At 65.8% G+C, this 25,027-nt stretch carries 26 protein-coding genes; 11 read left to right on the plus strand and 15 right to left on the minus strand.

Translation table 11 applies throughout. From position 1 onward, the window contains the following. Positions 1–185 precede the first annotated feature (185 nt). Positions 186–1,160 (plus strand): ABC transporter ATP-binding protein, encoded by a 975-nt coding sequence (locus ASF81_RS13730; protein ID WP_055809533.1) that lies wholly within the window; start codon positions 186–188, stop codon positions 1,158–1,160. Here the strand turns inward: ASF81_RS13730 and ASF81_RS13735 are convergent. The 3 genes from ASF81_RS13735 to ASF81_RS13745 all read right to left on the minus strand — a co-directional run bounded on the left by ASF81_RS13735 (position 1,157) and on the right by ASF81_RS13745 (position 3,684). Continuing rightward, positions 1,157–2,038, minus strand: coding sequence for an alpha/beta fold hydrolase (locus tag ASF81_RS13735; RefSeq protein WP_055809535.1), 882 nt, complete (start codon positions 2,036–2,038; stop codon positions 1,157–1,159). The genes ASF81_RS13730 and ASF81_RS13735 overlap by 4 nt on opposite strands. 63 nt (positions 2,039–2,101) lie before the next feature. Then, entirely contained in the window at positions 2,102–2,611 is a 510-nt protein-coding gene (locus tag ASF81_RS13740) for an HAD-IIIA family hydrolase (protein WP_055809538.1), read from the minus strand. Then, positions 2,608–3,684: an AGE family epimerase/isomerase gene (locus tag ASF81_RS13745; protein WP_055809541.1), complete on the minus strand. Its 1,077-nt coding sequence runs from the start codon at positions 3,682–3,684 to the stop codon at positions 2,608–2,610. Before ASF81_RS13745 ends, ASF81_RS13740 begins: the two co-directional genes overlap by 4 nt. 175 nt (positions 3,685–3,859) lie before the next feature. Between ASF81_RS13745 and ASF81_RS13750 the strand changes: the two genes are divergently transcribed. The 4 genes from ASF81_RS13750 (at position 3,860) to ASF81_RS13765 (ending at position 7,526) form a co-directional block, all read left to right on the plus strand. After that, positions 3,860–5,023 carry a DegT/DnrJ/EryC1/StrS aminotransferase family protein gene (locus tag ASF81_RS13750; protein WP_055809545.1) on the plus strand — a complete coding sequence of 388 codons (1,164 nt, stop codon included), beginning with the start codon at positions 3,860–3,862 and terminating at the stop codon, positions 5,021–5,023. 4 nt (positions 5,024–5,027) lie between these two features. Beyond that, positions 5,028–5,960, plus strand: coding sequence for a Gfo/Idh/MocA family protein (locus ASF81_RS13755; protein WP_055809548.1), 933 nt, complete (start codon positions 5,028–5,030; stop codon positions 5,958–5,960). Between the two features lie 47 nt (positions 5,961–6,007). Continuing rightward, the gene (locus tag ASF81_RS13760) at positions 6,008–6,511 is read left to right on the plus strand and encodes a hypothetical protein (RefSeq protein WP_055809551.1); all 504 of its coding nucleotides are present in this window, start codon (positions 6,008–6,010) and stop codon (positions 6,509–6,511) included. 217 nt (positions 6,512–6,728) lie between these two features. Beyond that, positions 6,729–7,526, plus strand: coding sequence for an exodeoxyribonuclease III (locus tag ASF81_RS13765; protein WP_055809554.1), 798 nt, complete (start codon positions 6,729–6,731; stop codon positions 7,524–7,526). Between the two features lie 3 nt (positions 7,527–7,529). On the opposite strand, the gene ASF81_RS13770 is transcribed toward ASF81_RS13765, so the two are convergent. Further along, on the minus strand, positions 7,530–9,029 hold the full coding sequence (locus tag ASF81_RS13770) for a PLP-dependent aminotransferase family protein (protein WP_369814915.1): 1,500 nt from the start codon (positions 9,027–9,029) through the stop codon (positions 7,530–7,532). Between the two features lie 11 nt (positions 9,030–9,040). Between ASF81_RS13770 and ASF81_RS13775 the strand changes: the two genes are divergently transcribed. Then, complete coding sequence (locus ASF81_RS13775) at positions 9,041–9,640, plus strand: YitT family protein (RefSeq protein ID WP_055809560.1); 600 nt, start codon at positions 9,041–9,043, stop codon at positions 9,638–9,640. Between the two features lie 4 nt (positions 9,641–9,644). Here the strand turns inward: ASF81_RS13775 and ASF81_RS13780 are convergent, their stop codons facing one another. Both ASF81_RS13780 and ASF81_RS13785 read right to left on the minus strand, forming a co-directional pair. Next, positions 9,645–10,331, minus strand: a complete 687-nt coding sequence (locus ASF81_RS13780) for a response regulator transcription factor (RefSeq protein WP_055809564.1) — start codon at positions 10,329–10,331, stop codon at positions 9,645–9,647. Positions 10,332–10,396: 65 nt separating this feature from the next. Then, a complete protein-coding gene (locus ASF81_RS13785) occupies positions 10,397–11,113 on the minus strand; it encodes a YggS family pyridoxal phosphate-dependent enzyme (RefSeq protein WP_055809567.1) in 717 nt (238 codons plus the stop codon). Between ASF81_RS13785 and ASF81_RS13790 the strand changes: the two genes are divergently transcribed. Further along, positions 11,112–11,756 (plus strand): thiamine phosphate synthase, encoded by a 645-nt coding sequence (locus ASF81_RS13790; RefSeq protein WP_200932976.1) that lies wholly within the window; start codon positions 11,112–11,114, stop codon positions 11,754–11,756. The genes ASF81_RS13785 and ASF81_RS13790 overlap by 2 nt on opposite strands. A 10-nt stretch (positions 11,757–11,766) precedes the next feature. Here ASF81_RS13790 and ASF81_RS13795 read toward each other — a convergent pair whose 3' ends face one another. Next, positions 11,767–12,186, minus strand: a complete 420-nt coding sequence (locus ASF81_RS13795; RefSeq protein ID WP_235559377.1) for an NtrZ family periplasmic regulatory protein — start codon at positions 12,184–12,186, stop codon at positions 11,767–11,769. Positions 12,187–12,510: 324 nt separating this feature from the next. Here ASF81_RS13795 and ASF81_RS13800 point away from each other — a divergent pair, with 324 nt between their 5' ends. From ASF81_RS13800 to holA, 4 genes are all read left to right on the plus strand, one after another. Beyond that, positions 12,511–12,975 (plus strand): DUF3576 domain-containing protein, encoded by a 465-nt coding sequence (locus tag ASF81_RS13800; protein ID WP_017505409.1) that lies wholly within the window; start codon positions 12,511–12,513, stop codon positions 12,973–12,975. Between the two features lie 158 nt (positions 12,976–13,133). Beyond that, positions 13,134–15,713, plus strand: a complete 2,580-nt coding sequence (gene leuS / locus ASF81_RS13805; RefSeq protein ID WP_055809571.1) for a leucine--tRNA ligase — start codon at positions 13,134–13,136, stop codon at positions 15,711–15,713. Beyond that, the gene (gene lptE, locus ASF81_RS13810; RefSeq protein ID WP_055809574.1) at positions 15,713–16,192 is read left to right on the plus strand and encodes an LPS assembly lipoprotein LptE; all 480 of its coding nucleotides are present in this window, start codon (positions 15,713–15,715) and stop codon (positions 16,190–16,192) included. The genes leuS and lptE overlap by 1 nt, the downstream gene beginning before the upstream one ends. Further along, positions 16,189–17,241, plus strand: a complete 1,053-nt coding sequence (holA, locus tag ASF81_RS13815; RefSeq protein ID WP_055809577.1) for a DNA polymerase III subunit delta — start codon at positions 16,189–16,191, stop codon at positions 17,239–17,241. Before lptE ends, holA begins: the two co-directional genes overlap by 4 nt. A gap of 2 nt (positions 17,242–17,243) precedes the next feature. Here the strand turns inward: holA and ASF81_RS13820 are convergent, their stop codons facing one another. The 8 genes from ASF81_RS13820 to rho all read right to left on the minus strand — a co-directional run bounded on the left by ASF81_RS13820 (position 17,244) and on the right by rho (position 24,869). Beyond that, positions 17,244–17,426: a hypothetical protein gene (locus tag ASF81_RS13820; RefSeq protein ID WP_055755069.1), complete on the minus strand. Its 183-nt coding sequence runs from the start codon at positions 17,424–17,426 to the stop codon at positions 17,244–17,246. Positions 17,427–17,452: 26 nt separating this feature from the next. Continuing rightward, positions 17,453–18,343, minus strand: a complete 891-nt coding sequence (locus ASF81_RS13825; protein ID WP_082503581.1) for a ParB/RepB/Spo0J family partition protein — start codon at positions 18,341–18,343, stop codon at positions 17,453–17,455. A gap of 24 nt (positions 18,344–18,367) precedes the next feature. Further along, a complete protein-coding gene (locus ASF81_RS13830) occupies positions 18,368–19,186 on the minus strand; it encodes a ParA family protein (RefSeq protein WP_039246649.1) in 819 nt (272 codons plus the stop codon). Then, positions 19,167–19,799, minus strand: a complete 633-nt coding sequence (rsmG, locus tag ASF81_RS13835; protein ID WP_055809582.1) for a 16S rRNA (guanine(527)-N(7))-methyltransferase RsmG — start codon at positions 19,797–19,799, stop codon at positions 19,167–19,169. The genes ASF81_RS13830 and rsmG overlap by 20 nt, the downstream gene beginning before the upstream one ends. Beyond that, positions 19,799–21,679: a tRNA uridine-5-carboxymethylaminomethyl(34) synthesis enzyme MnmG gene (gene mnmG / locus ASF81_RS13840; protein ID WP_156363287.1), complete on the minus strand. Its 1,881-nt coding sequence runs from the start codon at positions 21,677–21,679 to the stop codon at positions 19,799–19,801. Before mnmG ends, rsmG begins: the two co-directional genes overlap by 1 nt. Positions 21,680–21,781: 102 nt before the next feature. Further along, a complete protein-coding gene (mnmE, locus tag ASF81_RS13845; RefSeq protein ID WP_055809588.1) occupies positions 21,782–23,092 on the minus strand; it encodes a tRNA uridine-5-carboxymethylaminomethyl(34) synthesis GTPase MnmE in 1,311 nt (436 codons plus the stop codon). Positions 23,093–23,128: 36 nt separating this feature from the next. Beyond that, positions 23,129–23,353, minus strand: a complete 225-nt coding sequence (locus ASF81_RS13850; RefSeq protein WP_055755073.1) for a DUF6489 family protein — start codon at positions 23,351–23,353, stop codon at positions 23,129–23,131. A gap of 82 nt (positions 23,354–23,435) precedes the next feature. Beyond that, positions 23,436–24,869 (minus strand): transcription termination factor Rho, encoded by a 1,434-nt coding sequence (gene rho, locus ASF81_RS13855; RefSeq protein ID WP_055755074.1) that lies wholly within the window; start codon positions 24,867–24,869, stop codon positions 23,436–23,438. Positions 24,870–25,027: the final 158 nt, after the last annotated feature.

Consider the following 25,027-nt stretch of genomic DNA (forward strand, 5'->3'; position numbering starts at 1 on the left):
GTCGAGCTCCATCAAGTTCGGTTGTCTTTATGACAAGCAAGCTAGACACATAGAGAGGGGAGGTCAAGCATCATTGACACATAGACAGGCTTGCTTGTCGCACGCTGTGGGCAAGAAAGGTTGGCGATTGCGATCGTGCGCCTTACCTATGCCGCTCGCCGTCCCGCCCGAGTGAATAGCAGATCATGTCAGAGACCCCCGCCCTGCCCGACAACGCCATCGAGGTGCGGGGACTGAAGAAGACCTATGCTGGGTCCAAGAAGGCCGCCCCCAAGACGGCACTGCGCGGCGTTGATCTGGTCATTCCGCGCGGCTCCGTCTTTGGCCTGCTGGGCCCGAACGGCGCCGGCAAGTCGACCCTGATCAACATCCTGGCTGGGGTGGTGAAGAAGTCCGAGGGCTCGGTGACCATTTGGGGCCGCGACATCGACAAGGAACCGCGCGACGCCGCCGCCGCCCTGGGCGTCGTGCCGCAGGAGATCGTCGCCGACGTCTTCTTCACCCCGCGCGAATCGCTGGAGGTGCAGGCGGGCTTTTACGGCGTGCCAAAGGACGAGCGACGGTCCGACGAACTGCTGGCCGCGCTGGGCCTGTCGGACAAGGCCAACGCCTATGTCCGCGCCTTGTCCGGCGGCATGAAGCGCCGTCTGATGGTGGCCAAGGCCTTGGTCCACAATCCGCCCATCCTGATCCTGGACGAGCCGACGGCCGGCGTGGACGTCGAACTGCGTCGCCAGCTGTGGGCCTATGTCCGCCGCATCAACGAGGAGGGGGTGACGATCGTCCTGACCACCCACTATCTCGAAGAGGCCCAGGAGCTTTGCGACACCATCGCCATCGTCAACCGGGGCGAGGTGGTGGCCTGCGAGCCGACGCCGCAGCTTCTACGCCGTCTGGACAGCCGCAATGTCGTCGTGACCCCGGAAACGCCCCAGGCGACGCCGCCGGTGCTGGCCGGTTTCGAGGTGACACCTCGTCCGGGCGGCGCCTTCGCGGTCGCCTATAAGAAGGGGCAGTCATCGGTCGAGCAGGTCATCAACGCCGTGCGCGCCGCCGGCGTCACCATCGCCGACATCACCACCGAAGATCCGGACCTGGAGGACGTCTTCCTGGCCCTGACCTACGGCGATGCGTCACGGGTCGACCCGACCAGGGACTAATCGACCTCGGCCAGGAACTCGAAGATCGCCGCCTTGGCCTCGGCCTCGTCCAACATGGGCGCGTGGCCGATGCCGGGAACCTCGACATAGGCCATGGTTGGAGCCGCCCTCTTCATCCGCGCGGCGATGTCGGCGCTCAGCAGATCCGAGGCAGCGCCCCGCACCAGCAGCGTCGGCTTCTTCTTCGCCAGCCGCCGGAACATCGGCCACAGGTTCGGGAGCAGCGCTTTGGCCCCCGCCGCTCGGATCGGCACGGCGATGTCGGGATCGTAGTCCAGCGCGATCTCACCGTCCGACTGCTGGCGGAAAATGCGCCGGGCGAAGGCGTCCCAGTCCGCATCCGTATAGTGCGGAAACGCCACCGCATTGATCCGCTTTGCATAGGCCGCCGCATCGGCCCAAGAGCCGATCTCGACGGGCTGACCGCTGTAGGCGGCGATCCGCGCCAGACCTTCCGGCGCCACCTCCGGCCCGATGTCGTTCAGGATGGCTGCGACCACCGCCTTTGGCCGCATCGCCGTCAGCGCCATGGTGATCAACCCGCCCATCGAGGTGCCAACGAAGACCGCGCGGTCGATCCCGGCATGCTCCATCAGGGCCAGTACGTCGCGCGCATAGACATCGAGCATATAGGTCATAGGGTCGGGCGCACGGTCTGACAGGCCGCGCCCGCGCACATCCACCGCCAGCACCCGCCGCCCGCTCTGGGCTAGCAGCGGTGCGATGGCTTCGAAATCGGCGCTGTTGCGGGTCAGACCATGGATGGCGATCACCGGCGGCCGCGCGACGCCGGGACCGGGCGCATAGTCCCGCGCAAAGAGCGTGAGACCATCCGGCGAGGTCCAGCGGCGTTCAGCGAATGGATAGGGCGCGCTCATTGGCGATCTCCTCCGATTTTGGATCAGAGTAATTCACCAGGCGAGGAAATGCGACGCCTGGTCTTAGAGACCCACCACATCGCGCACGAAAGCGTCCAAGTCCCCGCCTTCGAAGCGATAGCCCTGCACCCCGGCGCGCTCTCCGGCCTGCAGATCGCGCGTCTGATCGCCGATGATGAAGGACTGCGTCGGATCCAGATCGTGCTCGGCGATGGCGCGCAGCAACATGCCCGGATTGGGTTTGCGGTCGGGATGATCGGGATGGCGATAGCGCGCCTCGATCGCTTCGGGATGGAAGGGCGCGGAATAGATGGCGTCGATGATCGCGCCCTCTTCGGCCAGTCGCGCGACCAGCAGATCGTTGAAGGCGTTCATCGTCTCTTCGCTGAACAGGCCCCGCGCCACGCCCGACTGGTTCGTCACGATCACGGTGCGATAGCCGGCCTGATTCATCCGCCGCACCGCCGCCGCCGCGCCCGGAATCAGCTTCAGATCCTCGGGCCGATGCGGATAACCGCTGTCCTCGATCAGCACCCCGTCCCGATCCAGAAAGGCGGCGGGCCGGCCGGTCATGCGTCGCTCCGAAGCAATTCCGAAAAGGCGGTCATGAGGTGATAGAGGCTGGACGCCGGGGCCGCCGCATCGTGCGAGCGGCCTTGGGCGTCGTAGCTGTCCACCCATAGGCCCGGCACGGCGGTTGCCAGATGGGTGTCGAACACGGCGACGATCAAAGCTGAAACGCCCGCGTCGCCAAAACTCAATCCTGTGCGAATGGCCTCGGTCTGAGCCCACAGGCGCCGTCCGCCATCCAGCGTCTCTCCCGCCGGGCCGATCTCGCGGATGGCGAATCCGTCGCGATAACCCTGCGCTGCCGCCCGACGATGCAGCGCCGTGGCCAGATCAGAACCGTCCCCGCCTTGTTTCAACAGCCAGGCCCATTCTTCGAGGTGGCCCGGCTCGATCACATGACCCATTGCTGGATCGGCGGACCAATCCTCGGTGAAATATTCGCGGATCGCGCCGTCGATCAGGAAGCGGTGTTTGCACAGGTCCAGCGACACCCGCGCCGCCACCTCGAACGCCGGATCAGGCGCAATCGCCTGCCAGGCCAGCATCGCCTCCAGCATATGCATGTGGGGATTTTGACGCCGCGGCAGGCGTGGCGGCAGGGCCTCCTCCCATCCTCCATGCGAAGACGCCATCAACCGATCGATCGCAGCCAGAGTCTCAAGCGCCAGAGGCCGCGCTCGCGTATCACCAAGGACGCGATGCGCCGCCGCGAGCGCGAAAAGGACGAAGGCCAGGTCGTAGAGATCGGGCGTCTCATCGACCACCATGCCGTCGTCATCGGTCGCCGAGACCCAAAGGCCGTCGTCACGTCGGCGATCGGCTATCAGTTGATCCAGCCCGGCCTTGGCCACCGCCTGGCCCTGCGCCCATCCCAAGGCGGCCGCTTCGCAGAACACATAGACCTGGCGCGCCTGAACCCGCGTGCGACGACGAAGACCGGTCACCGGCCGGCCGTCGAAATCCAGCTGCTCGAAGAATCGCCCCTGCGCGTCCACCCCCCGCTCGGCCCAAAGCGGCAGGGCTTGGTCGAACAGCCAGTTCGAAACCCTGGTCCGGGCGGCGGAAAGCGTCGTCATGGCGCTGGCTTACGGCGCAAGCCGACGGGCGCCAAGACCTGTGTGCGGTAGCAAAGGGCAACGCGATGTGACGCCGCGCGATTTGGCCCGCGCGCCCGATCTTGCTAGGACGACCCGACATTCGCGGCCCGCCTGTCCGGCCGCCGCCACCGATCCCCCGTGGAGAGCGTCCCCCATGATCCCCTTCATCGACCTTCAGGCCCAGCGCCAGCGCCTTGGCGGCAAGATCGAGGCCGCCGTTCAGGAGGCCGTCGTCGGCGGCGCCTGGGTCATGGGTCCGCAGGTCCGCCAGTTCGAGGCCGACCTCGCCGCCTTCGGTCAGGCCAAGCACGCCTTGGGCTGCGGCAACGGCACCGACGCTCTGATCCTGCCGTTGATCGCCTGGGGCGTCCGCACCGGCGACGCCGTCTTCTGCCCCAGCTTCACCTTCACGGCCACGGCCGAGGTCGTGCCGTGGCTGGGCGCGTCGCCCGTGTTCGTGGACGTCGACGCCCACACCTACAATATGGACCCGGCCAAGCTTGAGGCGGCCATCGAAGCGGTCAAGGCCGAAGGTCGCCTGACGCCCAAGGTGGTCATCGCCGTCGATCTGTTCGGTCAGCCCGCCGACTATCCCGCAATCCGCGCCATCTGCGACCGTCATGGGCTGAAGCTGATCTCGGACTCGGCGCAAGGTTTCGGCTGCAGCCTGAACGGCGATCATCCGCTGAAGTGGGCCGATGTCACCACGACCAGCTTCTTCCCGGCCAAGCCCTTGGGCTGCTACGGCGACGGCGGGGCGGTGCTGACCGACGACGACGATCTGGCTCAGGAAATGGATTCCCTTCGCGTGCACGGCAAGGTCGTCGCCAAGGACCTGGAGGCCGGCGCCGCCGCCTTCGCCCACGACCCCAAATATCTGGCCATGCGCATCGGCATGAACAGCCGGCTGGACACCATCCAGGCCGCCATCCTGATCGAGAAGCTGAAGGTCTTCGGTCAGGAGATCGAGTGGCGCAACCGGATCGCCGCCCGCTACAACGAACGCCTCGCACCCCATGTCTCGGCCGTGCCCCACGTCATCGACGGCGGCGTCTCCATCTGGGCGCAGTACACGATCGAGCATGAGGACCGCGACGGGCTGGCCGCGCACCTGAAGGATCAGGGCGTGCCCACCGCCGTCTATTATCCGGTGCCCATGCACATGCAGCCGGCCTATCAGCGCTTCCCTCAGGGTGCGGGCGGCCTGCCCGTCACCGAACGGCTGAGGGACCGGGTCCTCAGCCTGCCGATGCACGCCGATCTGGACGAGGCGACCCAGGACAAGGTCGTCGCCGCCGTCGCCAGCTACAAGGGCTAAGCCTATGCCGAACACCCCCGCCCTCAAGATCGGCGTCGCCGGCGTCGGCGTCATGGGCCGCAACCATGCGCGCGTCGCCTCCGAGATGCGCGAGTTCGACCTGACCACCGTCTTCGATCCCGATGCGGTGACGGCCGAGGGCGTCGCCGCCGCCTATGGCGCATCGCCCGTCACGACGGCCCAGGCCTTCGTCGACGCCGGCTTGGACGCCGCCATCGTCGCCACGCCCAACCGGTTCCACGCCGAGATTGGCGTCGCCCTGCTGGAAAAGGGCGTCCACGTCCTGGTCGAAAAGCCGATCGCCGCCAGCGTCGCCGACGCCCAGCGCATGATCGATGCAGCCAAGGCCAATGACCGCGTTCTGATGGTCGGTCAGGTCGAGCGTTTCAATCCCGCAGTCGAAACCGTCAAGCGCGCCGTTACCGACGACGACATCATCTCGATCCAGATCACTCGCGTCGGTCCCTTCCCGCCCCGCATGGGCGAGGTCGGCGTGGTCATCGACCTGGCGGTGCACGACATCGACATCATCCGCCACCTGACGGGCTCGGAGATCGTCGAGGTCCAGCCGCAACTGGCCCGCACCCGCGCCGATCGGGAGGACACGGCCTTGCTCCAGTTTCGCCTGGACAGCGGGGTGATCGCCCATATCACCACCAACTGGGTCACCCCCTACAAGACCCGCACGCTGCAGGTCGCGACCAAGACCAAATTCATCGTCGCCGATCTGATCACTCGCCAAGTCACCGAATATTTCGGCCAGCAGCCGGACGGCTCCTATTCGACCCGCATGCTGAACAGCTGGCCGGCCGAACCGCTTAAAAAAGAGCTGGAGGCCTTCGCCCGCGCCATCACGACCGGCGAAACGCCGGCGGTCACCGGCGAAGACGGCCTGCGCAATCTCGAGGTCGCGCTGCGCTGCCTCGGAGAGCACTGATCGGATCAGGCCCCGTTCTCGCCGCAAAACCTGAGGAAGAGAAACGTATGCGCCGTATCACCGCCACCGCTCTCGCCCTGATCGCCGTTGGTTCGGCGGCGGCGCCCGCCCATGCGGACACCCGCTACCTGGCCTATAATGCGTCGGACCGGATCACCCAGGCGCTGACCAAGGGCGTCACCTTGCAGGTGCGGCGCGGTCTGTTCGGCGCGGTGCAGGTCGAGCGTCTGTTCTCCACCACCGCACGCGGCACGGCAGGTTTCACGCGCGGCGGACCAGACGCTGCGCGACGCGTTCTGCCGCAGGGCGCCGAGGAGAACGACATCTACGCCATCGATCAGGACGGCGACGGCCGTGGCCTGTCGCGCGCCTTGTGTCCCGGCGCCGACGAGGTCTGGTTGATCATGGGTCGCGTGCGTGCGCCCCGCCCCCTGACCATGCAGGCCGTGGGCCGGTGGTCGGACGGCGCCTATCGGCACTGCGTGACGCTCAGTTACGACTGGCGCGGTGAGTGGGCGACGACGCCGCAGGCGCAAACGCCGCGAGACTGATCCGCGTCCTGACTGTTTCATAATCAGCACGCGCAAGCGGACAATTGTGACGATTTGACTTTTATAATCGTCAGTGACACTTTGGGCACACGAACGGCGGCGGCCGTTCTACCGCCCTGGAATATCCCCCTCCCCGGCGGCGAGAGAGACGAACCTCCCATAGCCCGGCCCGTCGCGGCCGGGCTTTTTTTACGACGCGCGCCTGCTAGACGGGGGCATGACCCTTCGCCTCGCCACCTGGAACATCAACTCCGTCCGCCTGCGCATCGACCAGGTCGCCCGTTTCGTCGCCGAACGCGCGCCCGATGTCCTGATGCTGCAGGAGATCAAGTGCACCACGGATCAGTTCCCGCGCGGCGCCTTCGAGGACATGGGCATGCCCCACCTTCGCGTGGCGGGCCAGAAGGGCTGGCACGGCGTCGCCATCGCCAGCCGCCTGCCGCTTGAGGACAGCGACACCTTCCAGGTGTGCAAACTGGGTCATGCGCGCTGCGTGTCGGCCCGCGTGTCCGGCATCGACGTGCAGAACTTCTACATCCCGGCCGGCGGCGACGTTCCCGACCGGGAGCTGAACCCCAAGTTCGATCACAAGATGGACTTCTATGAACAGCTGACTGCGATCGTGGCCAAGCAGGACAAGTCTCGCCCCCTGGTCATGGCCGGCGACTTCAACATTGCACCGGGAGAGGGCGATGTTTGGAACCACCGCTACATGTCCAAGATCGTCAGCCACACGCCGATCGAGGTCGAGACTCTGAACCGGCTTCAGGAGACGGGTGGTTTCGCCGACGTACTTCGTGACCGCTTCCCCGAGCCCCAGAAACTGGCCAGCTGGTGGAGCTATCGCGCCGCCGACTTCCGCAAATCGAATCGCGGTCTGCGCCTGGACCACATCTGGACCTCGCCCGGCCTGACCCCCGCCGTGGTCAGGGACACCGCCCGCATTCACGACGACGTCCGCGAGTGGGAGCGTCCGAGCGACCATGCGCCGGTCACGGTCGATCTGGACGTCTGATCCTCAATAGACGGCGACCGGCTTGACCGACGCCGGCGCCTTTCGACCCCGGCCGACCTTTCTGGCGGCGCGCCCCAGCCGGACCACCGCCTCGTCCAGCTGATCTTCCGGCAAGGTATAGGGCAGGCGCAGCCGGCGTTCGAAGGCGCCGTCGACGCCGAATCGCGGACCGGCGGCGAGGCGCAGGCCTTCGGCCTCGGACGCGATCGTGAGGGCGGAACTGATCGGCCCGGGCAGGCGCGCCCACAGGGACAATCCCCCAGCCGGGCGGGGACAGACCCAGTCAGGCAGTTTTTCAGCGAGCCGCGTCCGCAGATGATCCCGCCGGGCGCGCAGGAGAGGCCGGCGCGCCGCCAGGGCCTTGCCGCCATCGTTCAAAAGTTCGACCGCCGCCAGCTGCTCCAGGATCGGAACACCCAGATCGAAGCTGGCGCGACTTTGGGCCAGGCGCTGGATCACCGCCCGGTCCGCGCGGATCCAACCGATCCGCAAACCACCCCAGACGCTTTTGGACATCGAACCCAGCCTGACCATCCGCGGCGCATCGACGGCCGAGGCGCTGAGCGCCGGCGGTCCGCTCAAGGTCAGTTCGACCAGGGTCTCGTCCAGCACCAGCAGGGTCTCCGACCCCTTCAGCCCCGCCAGCAAGCGCGTCCGGTCCGCCGCCCGCATCATACGGCCGGTCGGATTGTTGTGGTCCAGCACCAGATAGGCCATGGCCGCGTTGCTGCTGCGGCAGGCCGCAATCAACCCCTCGACATCCCATCCCTCCTCGCCCTCGCCGTCCGGTAAGGCGACGGGTACGGCGCTACCGCCCGCCGCCAGGATGGCGTCAATCGCCTGCGGATAGGTGGGATGGTCGAACACCACCGGGGCGCCGGGCCGCGTCGTCAGGCGCAGCAGATGGACCAAGCCGTTGTGCGCGCCGTGCGTGATCAGAATCTGCCCCGAAGAGGTCGCCAGGCCGCGCCGCCGATAGCCGGCCGCTACCGCTTCGCGCAGTTGCTCCAGCCCCGCCGTCTCATAACCATGTCCCGGCAGGTTCGCCGGCAACCGCTCCAGCGCCCGCACATAGGCCGCGTGCACATTGGGATCGGCAGGCAGGACGGCGGCGGTCATGTCGATCACGCCGGACCTGTCCGTTTGCGTCGCCTCGTGACGCGGCGCCGGTCCGGCCGGCAGGCTTGTACGTGCGGCGGCGCCCTGCCCGCCGGTGAGAAACCCGTCATCCCGCAAGCGTCCGCAGGCGGCCGAGACGGTCGTTCGGCTCAAGCCCAGTGCCTGGGCAAGTTCCCGTTCGCCGGGCAACCGCGCCGCCAAGGGCAATCGGCCATCCAGAATCAGCAGTCGTATCGCCCCTGCGAGCTGCCGGTAGGCTGCGCCTGCACCCTGCGACCGCCAAGCGCCCAGGTGGCGTGTCAGAGAAACAAGACCGATCGACCGCGACGACATGGGGCCAGAATGGCATAACTGGCCCTGTTTTCGATAGCCAGTTTGGCGCATCAGATCGATTTATGACCCGTCGCCTGATCCAGCTCTTCGCCGGCCTTTTTCTCTACGGCCTGTCCATCGCCCTGATCGTCCGCGCCGATCTCGGGTTGGATCCATGGGACGTGCTGAACCAAGGGGTGTTCGAGCGGTTCGCGAAGCACGCCGGGATCAACTTCGGTATAGTGGTCAATCTGATCGGTATGGCCGTGCTGCTGCTGTGGATTCCTCTGCGCCAGAAGCCTGGCATCGGCACTGTGGCCAATGTGTTGGTCATCGGCACGGTCGCCAATTTCGGTCTGGACTGGATCCCGTCCGACCTGGGCCTACCGCTCCGGGCCGGCCTGCTCATCGCAGGCATCGTCCTGAACGGCGTGGCCAGTGGCGCCTATATCGGCGCAGGCCTCGGTCCCGGCCCTCGCGACGGTCTGATGACCGGCATCGTCGCGCGCACCGGCTGGCCCGTCAAATGGGTGCGGACGGCCATCGAACTAGCCGTTATCGCCGTCGGCTGGCTGTTGGGCGGCTCGGTCGGGGTGGGCACGGTGCTCTACGCCCTGGCCATCGGCCCGCTGGTCCACGTCTTCCTGCCGCTGTTCACAGTCCGCCCGAAGACGGCCGACTGAGCTGTTAAGGCTGCAGCCGGTATCCGCCCGCGTCGGTCAGCAGCAGACGCGCATGGCCCGGTTCCGGTTCGATCTTCTGGCGCAGGCGATAGATATGGGTTTCCAGCGTATGAGTCGTGACCCCGGCGTTGTAGCCCCAGACCTCGGTCAGCAACTCTTCGCGCGACACCGGCTTGGCCCCGGCGCGATAGAGGTATTTGAGGATATTGGTTTCCTTCTCGGTCAACCGCACCTTCTTGCCCTTGGCGTCCATCAGTACCTTGGCGGCGGGCCGGAACTCGTAGGGGCCGATGGTGAAGACGGCGTCCTCGGACTGTTCATGGCTGCGCAGATGGGCGCGGATGCGCGCCAGCAGCACGGCGAACCGGAAGGGCTTGGTGACATAGTCGTTGGCTCCGGCATCCAGGCCCAGGATGGCGTCGGCGTCCGCCGATTGCGCCGTCAGCATGATCACCGGCGTCGAAACCCCGTCCTTGCGCAACAGGCGACAGGCCTCGCGGCCATCCATGTCGGGCAGATCGACGTCCAGCAGGATCAGATCGGCGCGGATCTCGCGCCCAATCCGGACGCCATCGGTCGCGGTCGCGGCCTGCTGGGTCTTGAACTCCTCATGCAGGTTCAGCTGCTCGGCCAGGGCCTCGCGCAGGTCGTCGTCGTCGTCGATGATCAGAATGGTCTTGGGCGTAGGCATGGGACAGACAATGGCGAGGCTTGGCCCCCGCGCCAAGGCTTGGGGGTGCGAATATTCACATCGGGTTACGAGTTAGAGGGCGTTTCGGGTCGATTTCGTTCCCCGAACAAGGCCGTTCCGACCCTGACGTGCGTCGCGCCGCACCGGATGGCGGTCTCATAGTCGCCGCTCATACCCATCGACAGGACCGACAAACCGTTTCGTTCGGCCATGGCCCGCAGCATCTGAAAATGCGGCTCTGCGTCCTGATCCGCCGGGGGAATGCACATCAGACCGTCGAGCGTCAGCCCATAGGTGTCGCGCGCAGCCGCAATCAGGGCGTCGGCGGCATCGGGCAGGACCCCGGCCTTCTGGGGCTCCGCGCCGGTGTTGACCTGGACCAGGACGCGCGGCGATCGGCCGCGCTTTTCGCCCGCCTGCGCCAGGGCCCGCGCCAGCTTCTCGCGGTCCAGGGTTTCGATCACGTCGAACAGAGCGACCGCATCCTCGGCCTTGTTGGTCTGCAACGGGCCGATCAGCCGCAACTCCAGGCCCGGCAAGGCTCCGCGACGGTCCGCCCACCGGCCCTGAGCCTCCTGGACCCGGTTCTCGCCGAAGATCCGCTGACCCGTCGCCAGGATGGCGTCGATGGCCTCGGGGGCTTGCGTCTTGGAGACGGCGGTCAGGATCACGTCCGCTGGATCCCGACCGGCCGCATGGCAGGCGGCGTCGATGCGCGCCCGCACCTCGGCGACCCTTTCGGCGATGGACGGGGCGGAAAAAGCGGAGGAAGAAGAGGTCATGATCCTGCCGGCCGGTTACAGCGACGATGCGCGCGCGCTCTGGAACGCCGCGACCGCTCTAAACCGCGCCGCCGCCGCTGTCAGCCCGGCCGCCGCAGCGTTGCCGCCGATGCTGTTCTTCACCGACCCGGATCGCACGCTCCGACCGTGGGAGACGGCGGCGCGCCTGCCCGCCGGCTCGGCGGTGATCTATCGCGCCTTTGGCGCCTCCGACGCCGTCGACACAGGGCATCGGCTTCGGGAAGCGACGGCCGATCGGCGCGTGAAACTGCTGGTCGGACTAGACCCCGATCTGGCCGAGGCGATCGACGCCGACGGGCTCCACCTCCCTGAAAGTGCGGTGGAGCAGGCCGTGCGCATTCGCTCGGACCGACCCGACTGGATTTTGACAGCGGCTTGGCACGGCCTATCCCCGCCGCCCGAAGACCTGAACGCCCTGATCCTGTCGCCGGTGTTTCCGGCGGGCGGTGCGTCCGCTGGCAAACCTGCATTGGGCGTCACTGCATTCGAACAGCATGTGAAAGCCGCCCGCCTGCCGGTCTATGCGCTGGGCGGCGTCACGCCAGACAACGCCGCAACGCTCGCACGCACGCGCGCATGCGGCCTGTCGGCGGTAAGTGCGATCCAGTCAGCGTTTCGCTGACCGGTCGAAATCAGAACTTGAAGATGGTTTCCAGACGGACGCGGGGCTGGGCCCGGCCGTTGGTTTCGGGCGCGCGGGCCGGATCGGCTTCCGGCGTGCTGACGGCGGCTGCGGCGCCGACACGCAGACGGTCGTTCAGGCGGTAATAGGCGCCGGCCTCGACGTCACCCCAGTCGGTCTCGCGACCCACGGGTTGGTTCAGGTTGAAATCCAGACCCCAGCGACCACGGTCGTTCAGGCGCAGGCCTCGACGCTGCGGTGCCGGCGCATTGCGCTGCGCCGCCTGGGCCTCCGAAAGGGAAACGGTGGATGTGCTTTGGGCAAGCGCCGACGTCGACGCGGCCATCGCCGCCGTCGCCATCATCACAGCCAGGAAACCACCGAACCGCATACCAAATCCTTCGAACCCCGCCATGAGGCGGCGTTTCAACCCTGAACCGACCTTATATGGTCGTGAGCCCCGCGATTAGACACCGGGTGTCTGCGCGGTCAACGCAATGAGCCGGCGATAACAAGGTTCCCGCGCATTGTTGTCGGCGTATGTGTCTCAGGCGTCACGGGATTCGGGCGGATTCCGGCGAAATCTCACATGCCCTTCACAAAACACCGCGACGCGCGAGGCGACGGGAACCGACTTCGCCTTGTCATCGCCCCTTTTCGCCGTGTTATAGAGCCTGGCAGTCGGCATTTTTCATGCCGTGCGCGCGTGCGGGCGAGGGCTCTCACGTCCCTGAGTTTACGGAGACTTCTCTTGATGAGCCTCAACAAGGCCTTGGTTCGGAACGTCGCGGTCGTGCTGGTCTCGGGCGTGGCCCTGGGCGCGTCCCTGTCGGCCTGCTCGAGCATTCCCTTCGTCGGCGGCAAGAAGTCTGCGCCCAAAACGAACGTGCAACAGGGCATCGGCGTCAACGCCTTCCTGTGGCGCGCCTCGCTCGACACCCTCAGCTTCATGCCGCTGCTGACCGCCGATCCGTGGGGCGGCGTCATCAACTATGACTGGTACATCAACCCCCAGACGCCGAACGAGCGCTTCAAGGCGACCGTCTTCATCCTGGACACCCGTCTGCGCGCCGACGCGCTGAACGTCACGGTGACCAAGGAAGTGAAGGGCGCCGATGGTCAGTGGACCGCCGCCCCGGTCGCCGCCCAGACCGAGGCCGATCTGGAAAACGCCATCCTAACCAAGGCGCGCCAGCTGAATCTGTCGAACGCCGGCTAAAGCCGGCGCTCGCGTTGTTTGTAGCGCTACCGCCCTTCGGGCTGCTTGAGCGCGACGCGTCCAAGAGTTTGTGGGACGCATTACTTCTTGGGCGCTGTCGTCCTTCGGGCTAGTTGAGCCGGGAGGGCGTCAGCGCCCTTTCTACTTTCAGGACGACCGTGGCCCGTTACGAACCCAAGACCGCCGAACCCCGCCAGCAGGCCCGATGGGCCGAGGCTTCCGCCTTCGTCACGAAGGACACCGGTCGGCCGAAATACTATGTGCTGGAGATGTTCCCCTATCCGTCGGGCAACATCCACATGGGTCACGCCCGCAACTATGTGATGGGCGACGTGGTGGCGCGATCCAAGCGCGCGCAAGGGTACGACGTCCTGCATCCGATGGGCTGGGATGCCTTCGGCATGCCGGCCGAGAACGCGGCCATGGAGCGCGGCATCCACCCGAAAGGCTGGACCTATTCCAACATCGCCAATATGCGCGAGCAGCTGAAGCTGCTGGGCCTGTCGCTGGACTGGTCGCGTGAGTTCGCCACCTGCGATCCGGAATACTACGGCAAGCAGCAGGCTTGGTTCCTTGAGCTGTATCGGCGCGGTCTGGTCTATCGCAAGGATGCGGTGGTCAACTGGGATCCCGTCGACAACACGGTCCTGGCTAACGAACAGGTGATCGACGGACGCGGCTGGCGCTCGGGCGCCCTGGTCGAGAAGCGCAAGCTGAACCAGTGGTTCCTGCGCATCACCGACTATGCTGACGACCTGATCGACGGTCTGAAGACCCTGGACCGCTGGCCCGAAAAGGTCCGGCTGATGCAGGAGAACTGGATTGGCAAGTCCAAGGGCGCGACCCTGTGGTGGGATATCGCCGAGGCGCCGGCCTTCCTGCCCGCCTCCCCCGAGGGCGAACCCAATCACGCCCGCGATCCGATCGAGGTCTACACCACCCGCCCCGACACCCTGTTCGGCGCCAGCTTCCTGGCCTTGGCGCCCGACCATCCCCTGACTAAGGCCATCGCCGAACATCGGCCGGACGTGGCGGACTTCATCAAGGCCTGTGCTCAGACCGGCACCAGCGAAGCCGAGATCGAAAAGGCCGAGAAGCTGGGCGTGGATCTGGGCGTTCGCGTCCGCCATCCCTTCGATCCGGACAAGACCCTGCCCGTCTGGGCCGCCAACTTCGTGCTGTCGACCTATGGTTCGGGCGCGATCTTCGGCTGCCCGGCCCATGACCAACGCGACCTCGACTTTGCCCGCAAATACGATCTGCCGGTGACGCCGGTGGTCAAACCCGACGACGCCGAGACAGTCGAAATCGGAACCGAGGCCTATGTCGGCCCCGGCCGCATCTTCAACTCCGACTTCCTGAACGGCATGGACGTCGAGGCCGCCAAGGCCGCCGCGATCGCCAAGGTCGAGGCCGCCGGCCAAGGCCGCGCCGAGACCATCTATCGGCTGCGCGACTGGGGTGTTTCGCGCCAGCGATATTGGGGCTGCCCGATCCCGATCATCCACTGCCCGTCCTGCGGCGTCGTTGAGGTTCCCGCCGATCAGTTGCCGGTGGTCCTGCCTGATGATGTGACCTTCGACGTGCCCGGCAACCCGTTGGCGCGTCACGCCGCTTGGAAGCACGTCAAATGCCCGTCGTGCGGCGCAGATGCGACGCGCGAGACCGACACGCTGGACACCTTCGTCGATTCCAGCTGGTATTTCGCCCGCTTCACCGATCCGACAGCCGAGGCGCCGATCGACAAGGCCGCCGCCGACCGCTGGCTGGCCGTCGATCAATATATCGGCGGGGTCGAACACGCGGTCCTGCACCTGCTGTACGCCCGCTTCATCACCCGCGCCCTGTCTGACGCCGGCATGCTGTCGGTGAAGGAGCCGTTCGCCGGCCTTTTCACCCAAGGCATGGTCGTCCACGAGACCTATCGCCGGGCCGACGGCGCCTGGGTCGAGCCGACCGATGTGGAGCTGAAGAACGACAACGGCGTCCGCTCGGCCCGCCAGCTGTCGACCGGCGAGACCCTGGTCATCGGCGACATCGAAAAGATGTCAAAGTCGAAGAAGAACGTCGTCGCCCCAGCCGAAATCCTGGAAAGCCACGGCGTGGACGCTGGTCGCCTGTTCGTCCTGTCCGACAGCCCGCCCGAGCGGGACGTGCAGTGGACCCCTGGCGGCGTCGAGGGCGCCAGCCGCTTCGTCCAGCGCGCCTGGACCCTGTTCGACACCTATGACGCCGGTTTCGCGGGCGAGGACAAGGCCAACGCCGAGCTGCTGCGCGAGACGCACAAGGCCATCAAGGCTGTATCCGAAGGGGTCGAAGGCTTCCGCTTCAACTCGGCCATCGCCAAACTCTATGCCTTCGTCGCCACCATTCGCGACAATGCCCAAGCCGGCGGCGACGCCAAGCGTCAGGCCCTTTCGGCGCTGGCCCGTCTGATCGCCCCCTTCACCCCGCACCTGGCCGAAGAAGCCTGGACGCGGCTGGGGGAAGACGGGATGGTTCTGGACGCGCCGTGGCCCGTGTGGGACGCTGCGCTCGCGGCCGACGACGAGGTGGTCCTGCCCATCCAGATCAACGGCAAGCGTCGCGCGGAAATCCGCGTGCCGCGCGGCATGGAGCCGTCCGAGGTCGAAGCCCTGGTCCTGGCCGACGAAACGGTCAAGGCGCGGCTGGAGGGTCTGAGCGTGAAGAAGATCGTCGTGGTCAAGGACCGCATCGTCAATCTGGTGGCCGGCTGATGCGTATTGCGGCGACTTGCGCGGTTCTCGCGTCTCTGGCGGTTTCCGCCTGCGGCTTCACGCCCATGTACGCCGAGCCGGCCGTGGGTTCATCCCTGCGCCGGATCGCCGTCACGACCCAGGATGACCGTCTGGGCTATCGCCTGCGCGAGCAGCTGGAAGACGTCCTCGCCTGGGATCGCGGCGCGACGCCGTTGTATCGCCTGACGACCGAGGTCCAGCAGAACCGCCGCTCGCTGGGTCGCCGCATCGACGACACCGCCACCCGCTATGAACTCACGGTCAAGGCGACCTGGACTCTGACCCCGGCTGCCGGCGGAATGCCTGTCAGCGGCACGGAAACGGTCACCACGACCTACGCCACCGCCGACCAGCCCTATGCCGCCATCGCCGCCCAGCAGGACGGCGAGGAGCGCGCCGCAGCCGAACTGGCTCGCCTGATCCGACTGGATCTGATGCAGGCGCTGTCGAACCCGTGATCCTGGCCAAACGCCCCGAGATCGATCGTTTTCTAAAGGCGCCCGATCCGGCGATCCGGGCGGCGGTGATCCACGGCAAGGACCGGTCCGGCGTCGCCGAGCGGGCCGAGATGCTGTGCAAGACGGTCACGCCCGATCTGAACGACCCCTTCAATGTCACTGTCCTGACCGACAGCGACATCGATGGCGACGAAACGAAGCTGGAAGAAGCGCTGACGGCCATGTCCCTGATGGGCGGCCGTCGTCTGGTGCGCATCCGTCTGTCGGCGCTGAAGCCCGGCGTGGATAAGGCCGTCGCCGCCGCGCTGAAAATCCACGCCGATGGCGGCTACAATCCCGACGCCATGATGGTGGTCGAGGCCGACCAGCTGGGCCGCGAATCCGCGCTCAGAAAGGCGGCCGAGAAGGAGAACGGCGCGGTCGGCATCGTCTGCTACGAGGACGAGACTGGCGATGTCGCCCGCATGGTCCGAGACGCCCTGGCCGCCGACAAGGTGGGCCTGACGTCCGATGCCCTAGACCGTTTCGTCGCGCGCCTGCCGCGCGAGCGGGGTTTGATGCGGCAGGAGATCGAGCGGCTGGCCCTGTTCATCGGCCCCGGCTCCAGCAAGACGCTGGATATGGATGCGCTGGAGCATCATCTTGGCGTCGAGCCGGACGCCTCCCTGTCGGATGCGGCCCTTCAGGCTTTTGGCGCGCGTCCTGGCCCGGCGCAGGCGGGGCTCAGGCGCGCCTTCGCCGAGGGCGAATCGTCGGTGCTGGCCGTTCGCTCCGCTGCGATCCATCTCGGAAAGCTGCGTCGGATCAATATCTTGCAGGCGAACGGCGCGAACGCCAAGGAGGCCGCCAAGGCCGCCGGCGTCTTCTGGAAACAGGAGGCGGAAATGCTGCGTCAGGCGCGATCCTGGCGGCTCGAAGCCCTGGACGGGGTCTTGGACAGCATCAACACGGCCGATGTCGCCACCAAGACGACCGGAATGCCGGACCAACTGATCGCAGAACGCCTGCTGCTGGAAATCGCAAGTCGCGCCAGACGCCTAGGGCTTTAGCCCTAGCCGCGCTTTGACGCCTTGCGGAAGGCGGGCTGGGCCATGGCGACATTGCGCGCCGACACAGCCTTCTCTTCGGCCTTGGCGCCCGGTTGGGCGTTGAACCCATGACCCGCCTTGGCCTTCTTGGCGGCGAGCGCCTGTTTCAGCTTGTCGGCGGCGGTGGGTGTCGTGTCTTCAGTCATATCGACACCCTAGCACAGTCCGCCGCTCAGCCGCGCATCAAACGGCGGCACAGGTCGTCGAGCTGCTCCAGCGAGCCGTAGCCGATCGTCAGTTCGCCCTTCCCGCCCTTGTCGGACAACTGCACTTTCAGGCCCAGCGCATCGGCCAGATCCTGCTGCAGGGCGGCGACATCGGCCGCCCCTTCCCCGCCGACGGCCGCCGACGCCGACTTGGTCTTCGTCGGCTTCGGCCCCTCGACCGCTCGGCGCGCTAGGGCCTCTGTCTCACGGACGCTAAGACCGTCCACAAAGGCGATGTCCGCCAACTGACCCGGATCGGGCGTATTGATCAGGGCTCGGGCGTGACCCGCGGACAGCTTGCCTTCGCGCACATAGAACAGCACCCGCTCAGGCAGTTGCAGCAGGCGCATGGTGTTGGCCACATGGCTGCGGCTCTTGCCGACCACGCCCGCCACCGCATCCTGCGTCCGCCCGAAGCGCTCCATCAGAACGCGGTACGCCTCGGCCTCTTCCAGAGGGTTCAGATCCGCGCGCTGGACGTTCTCGACGATCGCGACTTCGAACACCTCGACGTCGTCCATCTCGTGGACCACGATCGGCACCTGGGTCAGGCGCGCCGCCTGTGACGCGCGCCAGCGGCGTTCGCCGGCGATAATCTGCCAGACGCCCTCCTCACCCGGTTGGGTCCGCACCAAAATCGGCTGCAGAACCCCCTTGTCGCGGATCGACGCGGTCAGTTCCTCCAGATCTTCTTGGCGGAAGGTCTTGCGCGGCTGGTCCGGATTGGGCTTCAGGCTTTCGATCGGTACGCGTTGCACACCGGCGGGCACGGGCGCGTCGGATGCGACCGGCGCCTCGGCGTCCTGTCCCATCAACGCCGACAGGCCGCGGCCCAGACCTCTTTGTCGTTCAGCCAAGATACTGTTCCGTTCTATTAAAACTCAGGCGGCCAGCTTCAGGCGCTGGCGTTCGCGCTTCACCACTTCCTTGGCCAGCCGCAGATAGGCCTGGCTGCCGGCGCACTTCAGGTCATAGATCAGCGCCGGCTTGCCGAACGACGGTGCCTCGGCGACGCGGACGTTGCGCGGGATCACGCTCTCATAGACCTTGTCGCCGAAGTGAGCGCGCACGTCGTTGGCCACCTGGCCCGACAGGGCGCTACGACGATCGAACATCGTCAGGACCAGGCCCTGGATTTCCAGCGACGGGTTGAGGCTGTGCTTGACCATATCGATGGTGCGCATCAGCTGGCTCAAACCTTCCAGGGCGAAGAACTCGCATTGCAGCGGCACCAACACTGCGTCCGCCGCCGCCATCGCGTTCAGCGTCAGCAGGTTCAGCGACGGCGGGCAGTCGATCAGCACATAGTCATACGCGGTAGGGCCGTCGTCGTGCGCGCGAAGAGCATCACGCAGCCGATAGGACCGGCGATCAGCCTGGCTCAGTTCGATCTCGACGCCCGACATGTCGGCATCAGCGGGTACGATCCACAAACCCGGCACCGTCGTCTGCACCGAGGCATCGGCGATGGAGCGCTGATCCACGACAACATCATAGATGGTGACGCGCCGTGTTTCACGTGGAACACCCAGACCTGTGGAGGCATTGCCCTGTGGGTCCATATCCACGATCAGCACGCGCTCACCGATGGCGGCCAGGGCGGTGCCGAGGTTGATGGCTGTCGTCGTCTTGCCGACCCCGCCCTTCTGGTTGGACACGGCGAGGACGCGGGCGGGCTTTCTAGCGCGTTGAGCGGGCACGGCGGAGGCTCCGGATTGTCACGATGCGGCCGCGCACGTCGCTTCGCGACGGGGCCAGTTCAGCGTCGAAATGCCAGAATTTGCGCGCTTCGATCAACTCGGATTCGGCACGCTCCCCCTTCAGGAACAGACCTTGTGCACCCCTTTGGAAGTAGGGCTGTGCATAACCCAGCAGTTTCTCCATCGGCGCGACGGCGCGTGCCGTGACAATGTCACACGTCACAGACTGCGCCTCAGCCCGACCGACGATGACCGTCGCCGGCAAGGACAAGGCATTCACGACCTCCTGCAGAAATCGGCAGCGTTTGGCCAAGCTGTCGATAAGCCAAACATGCGCGCCGTCTCGTCCCTTCAGCATGATGGAAAGCACCAGGCCGGGAAAGCCGGCTCCTGCCCCCAAATCCGCCCAGGTCTTGGCTTCAGGCGCCAGATCAAGCAGTTGCGCACTGTCCCAGACATGGCGGTTCCAGAAGTCCGGCAGACTGTCCGGACCCACCAGATTCATCACCGCATTGGCCTCGACCAACCGCAGCCGAAAGGCCTCGAGGTCGGCGATCTGTTCGGACGACGCATTGGCGCGTGCACGAAACGCCTGTTGTTCGGCCTCCAACATTAGGCCGCGACCGACGCCTTTGGCGCGCGCTTCACACAGGCCAACAGCGCCGTCAAAGCGCCGGGCGTCATCCCCTCGATCCGGCCAGCTTGGCCCAATGTGCGAGGTTGGATGCGCGCCAGCTTTTCCTTGACCTCATTCGACAGACCGCCAACGGCGCCATAGTCGAGATCGGTCGGGAGCATCAGCCCCTCCTCCGCCTTCAGGGCATCCGCATCCTGCGACTGTCGATCCAAGTAGTTGGCGTAGGCAGCGTCGATCTGGACCTGCTCGCGCACGTCAGAGTTCCACGTCGAGATCACAGGCACGGCTGGGACAAATTGTTCCAATGTCACATCAGGGAACGCCAGCAGTTCGCGCATCGAGCGCCGACGACCATCAGCATTGACCGAAATGCCGAGTGCCCCGGCCTCATTGGGCGTGAACAGTGTTTCACGTGAAACAGCACTCGCGGCTACAAGAGACGAGGCTTTGGCTTCAAAACGAATCCGCCGCTCATCGCCGACGATGCCCAGCTCGATTGCAATGGGTGTGAGCCGAAGGTCGGCATTGTCGGCTCGCAGCGTCAGCCGATACTCCGCCCGGCTGGTGAACATCCGATACGGTTCGGTAACGCCGCGCGTCACCAGATCGTCGATCATGACGCCGATATAGGCCTGATCACGCCCCAGGATCACCGGTTCCTGCCCCGCCGCCGACCGCGCGGCGTTCAGCCCCGCCATCAGCCCCTGAGCCGCAGCCTCCTCATAACCCGTGGTGCCATTGATCTGCCCAGCCAAATACAGCCCGGGCCGCTTCTTGACCTCGAGCGCCGCCGTCAGCTCGCGCGGATCGACGTAGTCGTATTCGATGGCGTAGCCGTATCGGAAGACCTCAACCGCCTCCAACCCCGGAATGGTGCGCAAGAAAGCGAGCTGCGTCGGCTCCGATACCGAGGTCGAAATCCCATTTGGATAGACTGTGGGATCGTCCAGGCCTTCCGGCTCCAGAAAAATCTGATGGCTCGTCTTGTCGGCGAACCGCACGACCTTGTCCTCAATCGACGGACAATAGCGCGGTCCCCGGCCCGACAGCTTGCCGCCATAGACGGCGCTCTCGCCAAGATTCTCAGCGATGATCCGATGGGTCTCCTCAGTCGTGTGGGTCACGCCACAGGCGATCTGGTGCACGTCGATCCGGTCAGTCAAGAAGGAGAAGGCTGACGGCGTTTCGTCCGCCTGCTGCATTTCCAGACGGTCCCAGGCGATCGTACGCCCGTCCAGACGTGCGGGCGTACCTGTCTTCAGACGTCCCATCATCAGGTCGGCGGCATGAAGATCGGCGGCCAGACCCGTCGAAGGCTCCTCGCCATGCCGCCCCGCCGGGATGCGCTCGTCGCCGCGATGGATGACCCCGTTCAGGAAGGTGCCGGTCGTCAGGACGACCGCCCTAGCGCCAACCGTCTCTCCCTCGCCGGTCACGACGCCGACCACACGGTCGCCTTCAAGGATAAGCCGCTCGGCCATCCCCGCCATCAGGGTCAGGTTGGGCGTCGCCTGGAGTTCGGCCTGCATGGCCTCGCGATAGAGGCGACGGTCGATCTGGCTGCGCGGACCCCGAACGGCGGCGCCCTTGGATCGATTCAGAAGGCGGAATTGGATGCCGGACACATCGGCCAGCCGGCCCATGACGCCGTCCATTGCGTCGATCTCGCGAACGAGATGCCCCTTCCCCAGCCCCCCGATCGCCGGATTGCACGACATTTCGCCGACCGTCTCCAGCTTCTGGGTCAGCAGAACCGTACGGGCGCCGGCCCGTGCCGAGGCCGCCGCTGCTTCGCAACCGGCATGGCCGCCGCCGATGACGACCACGTCGAAGAGGAGATCAGGGGGAGATATCATCGCCGCCACATAGGGCAAAATAGGTGCGATCGCCAGAGGCGGGCGAGTTTCATCGGTCTGCAACTCACCTCTGTTTCACGTGAAACACCGGTATGGCTAGACCTACTTTCCGATGCAGAAGGTAGAAAAGACTTCGCCCAGAATGTCCTCAACACCGATCGCACCTGTGACGCGGGCCAGAGCATCGGCAGCCCGTCTGAGGTCGTCGCCGCCCATTTCCGGCGCCACATTGAGCGCAGCCCGCGCCGCATCGACGCTTTCCAACGCCTCAAGCAAACGCAGTCGATGGCGCTCTTGTGTCACGGCAGGGAAGTCGGCGCCGGAAAGATCTCTCGCAAGACGGGAAGCAATCCAGTCCCGAAGCTCGATCAGGCCTTCACCGCTCGCGGTGCTGAGCGCTAAAGTCTCAAGACCATCTTCCCCTCCTGACCAAGCACCAAGGTCGGATTTTGTCGCCACGATCAGATCGCCATCCTTGATGTAGTTCGCAGCCACCCCGGCCGGGTCGCCAGGCGCGCGGACCCAGAGACGCAGGTCGGCTTGTTCAGCGCGTACCCGGGCGCGACGAACGCCCTCGGCCTCGACCGGGTCATCGCTGTCTCTCAGGCCGGCTGTGTCCGACAAGGTCACAGCATAGCCGCCGATTACCAGATCGGCATCCAGCACATCCCGTGTGGTGCCGGCGATCGGCGTCACGATGGCCGCCTCACGCGCAACCAACGCATTGAACAGCGACGATTTGCCGGCGTTTGTCTCTCCGATCAGGACGATGCGATAACCGTCCCTCACCCGTTCGCCACGCCGCCCCGTATCGACCGCGCGTCTCAGGTCGGCTCCAAGTCGGTCCAGCACCGGCCCCGCCGTACGGGCCAGGTTGTCCGGCACCTCTTCATCGGGAAAATCGATCTCGGCCTCGACCAGAGCCAAGGCGTGAAGAAGATCACGGCGGAAACCGGCATAGGTCTCGCTGAGCTTTCCGTCCAATTGACCCAAGGCCTGTTTGGCCTGGGCGCTGGTCTCCGAGTCTATCAGATCGGCGACCGCCTCGGCTTGCGCCAAATCCATGCGGCCATTTTGAAACGCGCGGCGTGTGAACTCGCCGGGGTCCGCCGGGCGCAAGCCCAACGCAATCAAGGCCCGGCTCGCGGCCTCGATGACGGCACGACCGCCATGAAGATGCAGTTCGGCGGCGTCCTCACCCGTGTAGCTGTTGGGCGCCACAAAACGCAGCACTAGCGCCTGATCGATGTGATCGCCGGCATGGCTGAGGTCACGCACCGACGCGATGCGCGGCTTCAAACGGGTTGCGCCCAGCGCCGTCAAAGCGGCCTCGACGCCAGGGCCCGACAGGCGGAGAACCGCAATGGCGCCTCGGCCGGGCGGCGTCGCCAAGGCGAAGATGGTGTCGATCATCAACTCAGACCGAGCGGCTCCGGAGCGGGCGGAAGCTCACTTCACCGCCGCTTCCATCAGGCGTCGGAATTGGTCCTGAGCCTGCAGGCCGAAGCTGGTCCAGGTCTTCATCAGTTCCTCAGGCTGCATGGCGGCGACATTGGCCTCCATCCGCTTCTGCATCTCCGCGACCATGGCCTCGTTCAGCGGCGTCACGTCCGGCAGGCCGAGAAAGGCGCGCGCCTCTGCCGGCGTGCAATCGACTTCCACATTGACCTTCATCGCACGGTCTCCTGTTTCACGTGAAACGCCATTTCTACCCTAACGCCACGCGCGCGGCGCGTGGCTGCTTGAGGATGACGGATCAGGTGTTCATCGACTGGAAGAAGTCCGAGTTGTTCTTGGATTGACGCAGTTTGTCGAGCAGGAACTCGATCGCGTCCTGCGGTCCCATCGGATTCAGGATGCGGCGCAGGACATAGGTCTTGGCCAGCTGGTCCTTCGGCGTGATCAGGTCTTCCTTGCGGGTGCCGGATTTCAGCACGTCGATGGCGGGGAAGATGCGCTTGTCGGCGACCTTGCGATCCAGCACGATCTCGGAGTTGCCGGTGCCCTTGAACTCTTCGAAGATCACCTCGTCCATCCGGCTGCCCGTGTCGATCAGGGCGGTGGCGATGATGGTCAGCGAACCGCCCTGCTCCACGTTACGCGCGGCGCCGAAGAAGCGCTTGGGCCGTTGCAGGGCGTTGGCGTCGACACCGCCCGTCAGCACCTTGCCCGAGGAGGGGACGGTGGCGTTGTAGGCGCGGCCCAGACGCGTGATGGAGTCCAGCAGGATCACCACGTCCTTCTTGTGTTCGACCAGACGCTTGGCCTTTTCGATCACCATTTCGGCGACAGCGACGTGGCGGGTGGCGGGCTCGTCGAAGGTCGAGGCGACGACCTCGCCCTTCACCGTGCGCTGCATGTCCGTCACTTCTTCGGGGCGTTCGTCAATCAGCAGGACGATCAGGAAGACTTCCGGGTGGTTGCGTTCGATCGACTTGGCGATGTTCTGCAGCATCACTGTCTTACCGACGCGTGGCGGCGCCACGATCAGGCAGCGTTGGCCCTTGCCCAAGGGCGCGACGATATCGATCACCCGGCCCGAGCGATCCTTCAGCGTCGGATCCTGGATTTCCATGTGCAGCCGCTCTTCGGGATAGAGCGGCGTCAGGTTATCGAACAGGACCTTGGTCTTGACCGCTTCGGGGTCTTCCAGATTGATCGTGTCGACCTTGAGCAGGGCGAAGTAGCGTTCGCCTTCGCGTGGCGCGCGCACGGCGCCATGGACGGTGTCGCCCGAGCGCAGGCCGAAGCGGCGGATCTGCGACGGCGAGACATAGACGTCGTCCGGCCCCGGCAGATAGTTGGCGTCGGAGCTGCGCAGGAAGCCGAAGCCGTCCGGCAGGATTTCCAGCACGCCGTCTGCGATGATCTCGACTTCTTCGTCGGCCAAGGCCTTCAGGATGGCGAACAGCAGATCCTGTTTACGCAGGTTCGAGGCGTTCTCGACCTCCAGCTGTTCGGCGAAGGCGACCAGGTCGGCCGGGGTCTTCTCGTTCAGTTCGGCGAGCGTGATGCGGCCGTTGGCGACGACGGGCTCGCCGTCCTCTTCATCGTCCGCTGTCGTATCCACGCCGGAATCGGCGCCCGCCGCCTCGCCGGCTTCATGCGCAGCGCCGTGATGGGTGGGGGCTTCAACCTCCACGCCTTCGTTCTCGGGGGTGTCGGGATTGGTGTCGCGGACGTCGGTCATGATGCAGGCTCGCGGGCGCACACGGCCAGAAGGCTGCGGCACGGGTCTCTGAAAATGTCTGGCCGGAAGGCCGAAGGGAGGTGCGACGGGCTCCCGCTGGCTCCAAGGCCTGCAGGCGTCACGAAAGAGAGGGACCGCCGGCGCGGGACGCCAAACGG

Origin of the sequence: Brevundimonas sp. Leaf168, assembly GCF_001423685.1 — a bacterium.
GTDB classification, from domain to species: Bacteria; Pseudomonadota; Alphaproteobacteria; order Caulobacterales; family Caulobacteraceae; genus Brevundimonas; species Brevundimonas vesicularis_C.

Bases quoted from the DNA above. Each gene is read 5' to 3' on its own strand.
- ASF81_RS13730 (WP_055809533.1), top strand. From the start codon at position 186: ATGTCAGAGACCCCCGCCCTGCCCGACAACGCCATCGAGGTGCGGGGA.
- ASF81_RS13735 (WP_055809535.1), bottom strand. From the start codon at position 2,038: ATGAGCGCGCCCTATCCATTCGCTGAACGCCGCTGGACCTCGCCGGAT.
- ASF81_RS13740 (WP_055809538.1), bottom strand. From the start codon at position 2,611: ATGACCGGCCGGCCCGCCGCCTTTCTGGATCGGGACGGGGTGCTGATC.
- ASF81_RS13745 (WP_055809541.1), bottom strand. From the start codon at position 3,684: ATGACGACGCTTTCCGCCGCCCGGACCAGGGTTTCGAACTGGCTGTTC.
- ASF81_RS13750 (WP_055809545.1), top strand. From the start codon at position 3,860: ATGATCCCCTTCATCGACCTTCAGGCCCAGCGCCAGCGCCTTGGCGGC.
- ASF81_RS13755 (WP_055809548.1), top strand. From the start codon at position 5,028: ATGCCGAACACCCCCGCCCTCAAGATCGGCGTCGCCGGCGTCGGCGTC.
- ASF81_RS13760 (WP_055809551.1), top strand. From the start codon at position 6,008: ATGCGCCGTATCACCGCCACCGCTCTCGCCCTGATCGCCGTTGGTTCG.
- ASF81_RS13765 (WP_055809554.1), top strand. From the start codon at position 6,729: ATGACCCTTCGCCTCGCCACCTGGAACATCAACTCCGTCCGCCTGCGC.
- ASF81_RS13770 (WP_369814915.1), bottom strand. From the start codon at position 9,029: ATGCGCCAAACTGGCTATCGAAAACAGGGCCAGTTATGCCATTCTGGC.
- ASF81_RS13775 (WP_055809560.1), top strand. From the start codon at position 9,041: ATGACCCGTCGCCTGATCCAGCTCTTCGCCGGCCTTTTTCTCTACGGC.
- ASF81_RS13780 (WP_055809564.1), bottom strand. From the start codon at position 10,331: ATGCCTACGCCCAAGACCATTCTGATCATCGACGACGACGACGACCTG.
- ASF81_RS13790 (WP_200932976.1), top strand. From the start codon at position 11,112: ATGATCCTGCCGGCCGGTTACAGCGACGATGCGCGCGCGCTCTGGAAC.
- ASF81_RS13785 (WP_055809567.1), bottom strand. From the start codon at position 11,113: ATGACCTCTTCTTCCTCCGCTTTTTCCGCCCCGTCCATCGCCGAAAGG.
- ASF81_RS13800 (WP_017505409.1), top strand. From the start codon at position 12,511: ATGAGCCTCAACAAGGCCTTGGTTCGGAACGTCGCGGTCGTGCTGGTC.
- lptE (WP_055809574.1), top strand. From the start codon at position 15,713: ATGCGTATTGCGGCGACTTGCGCGGTTCTCGCGTCTCTGGCGGTTTCC.
- ASF81_RS13820 (WP_055755069.1), bottom strand. From the start codon at position 17,426: ATGACTGAAGACACGACACCCACCGCCGCCGACAAGCTGAAACAGGCG.
- rsmG (WP_055809582.1), bottom strand. From the start codon at position 19,799: ATGTTGGAGGCCGAACAACAGGCGTTTCGTGCACGCGCCAATGCGTCG.
- mnmG (WP_156363287.1), bottom strand. From the start codon at position 21,679: ATGATATCTCCCCCTGATCTCCTCTTCGACGTGGTCGTCATCGGCGGC.
- mnmE (WP_055809588.1), bottom strand. From the start codon at position 23,092: ATGATCGACACCATCTTCGCCTTGGCGACGCCGCCCGGCCGAGGCGCC.
- ASF81_RS13850 (WP_055755073.1), bottom strand. From the start codon at position 23,353: ATGAAGGTCAATGTGGAAGTCGATTGCACGCCGGCAGAGGCGCGCGCC.
- rho (WP_055755074.1), bottom strand. From the start codon at position 24,869: ATGACCGACGTCCGCGACACCAATCCCGACACCCCCGAGAACGAAGGC.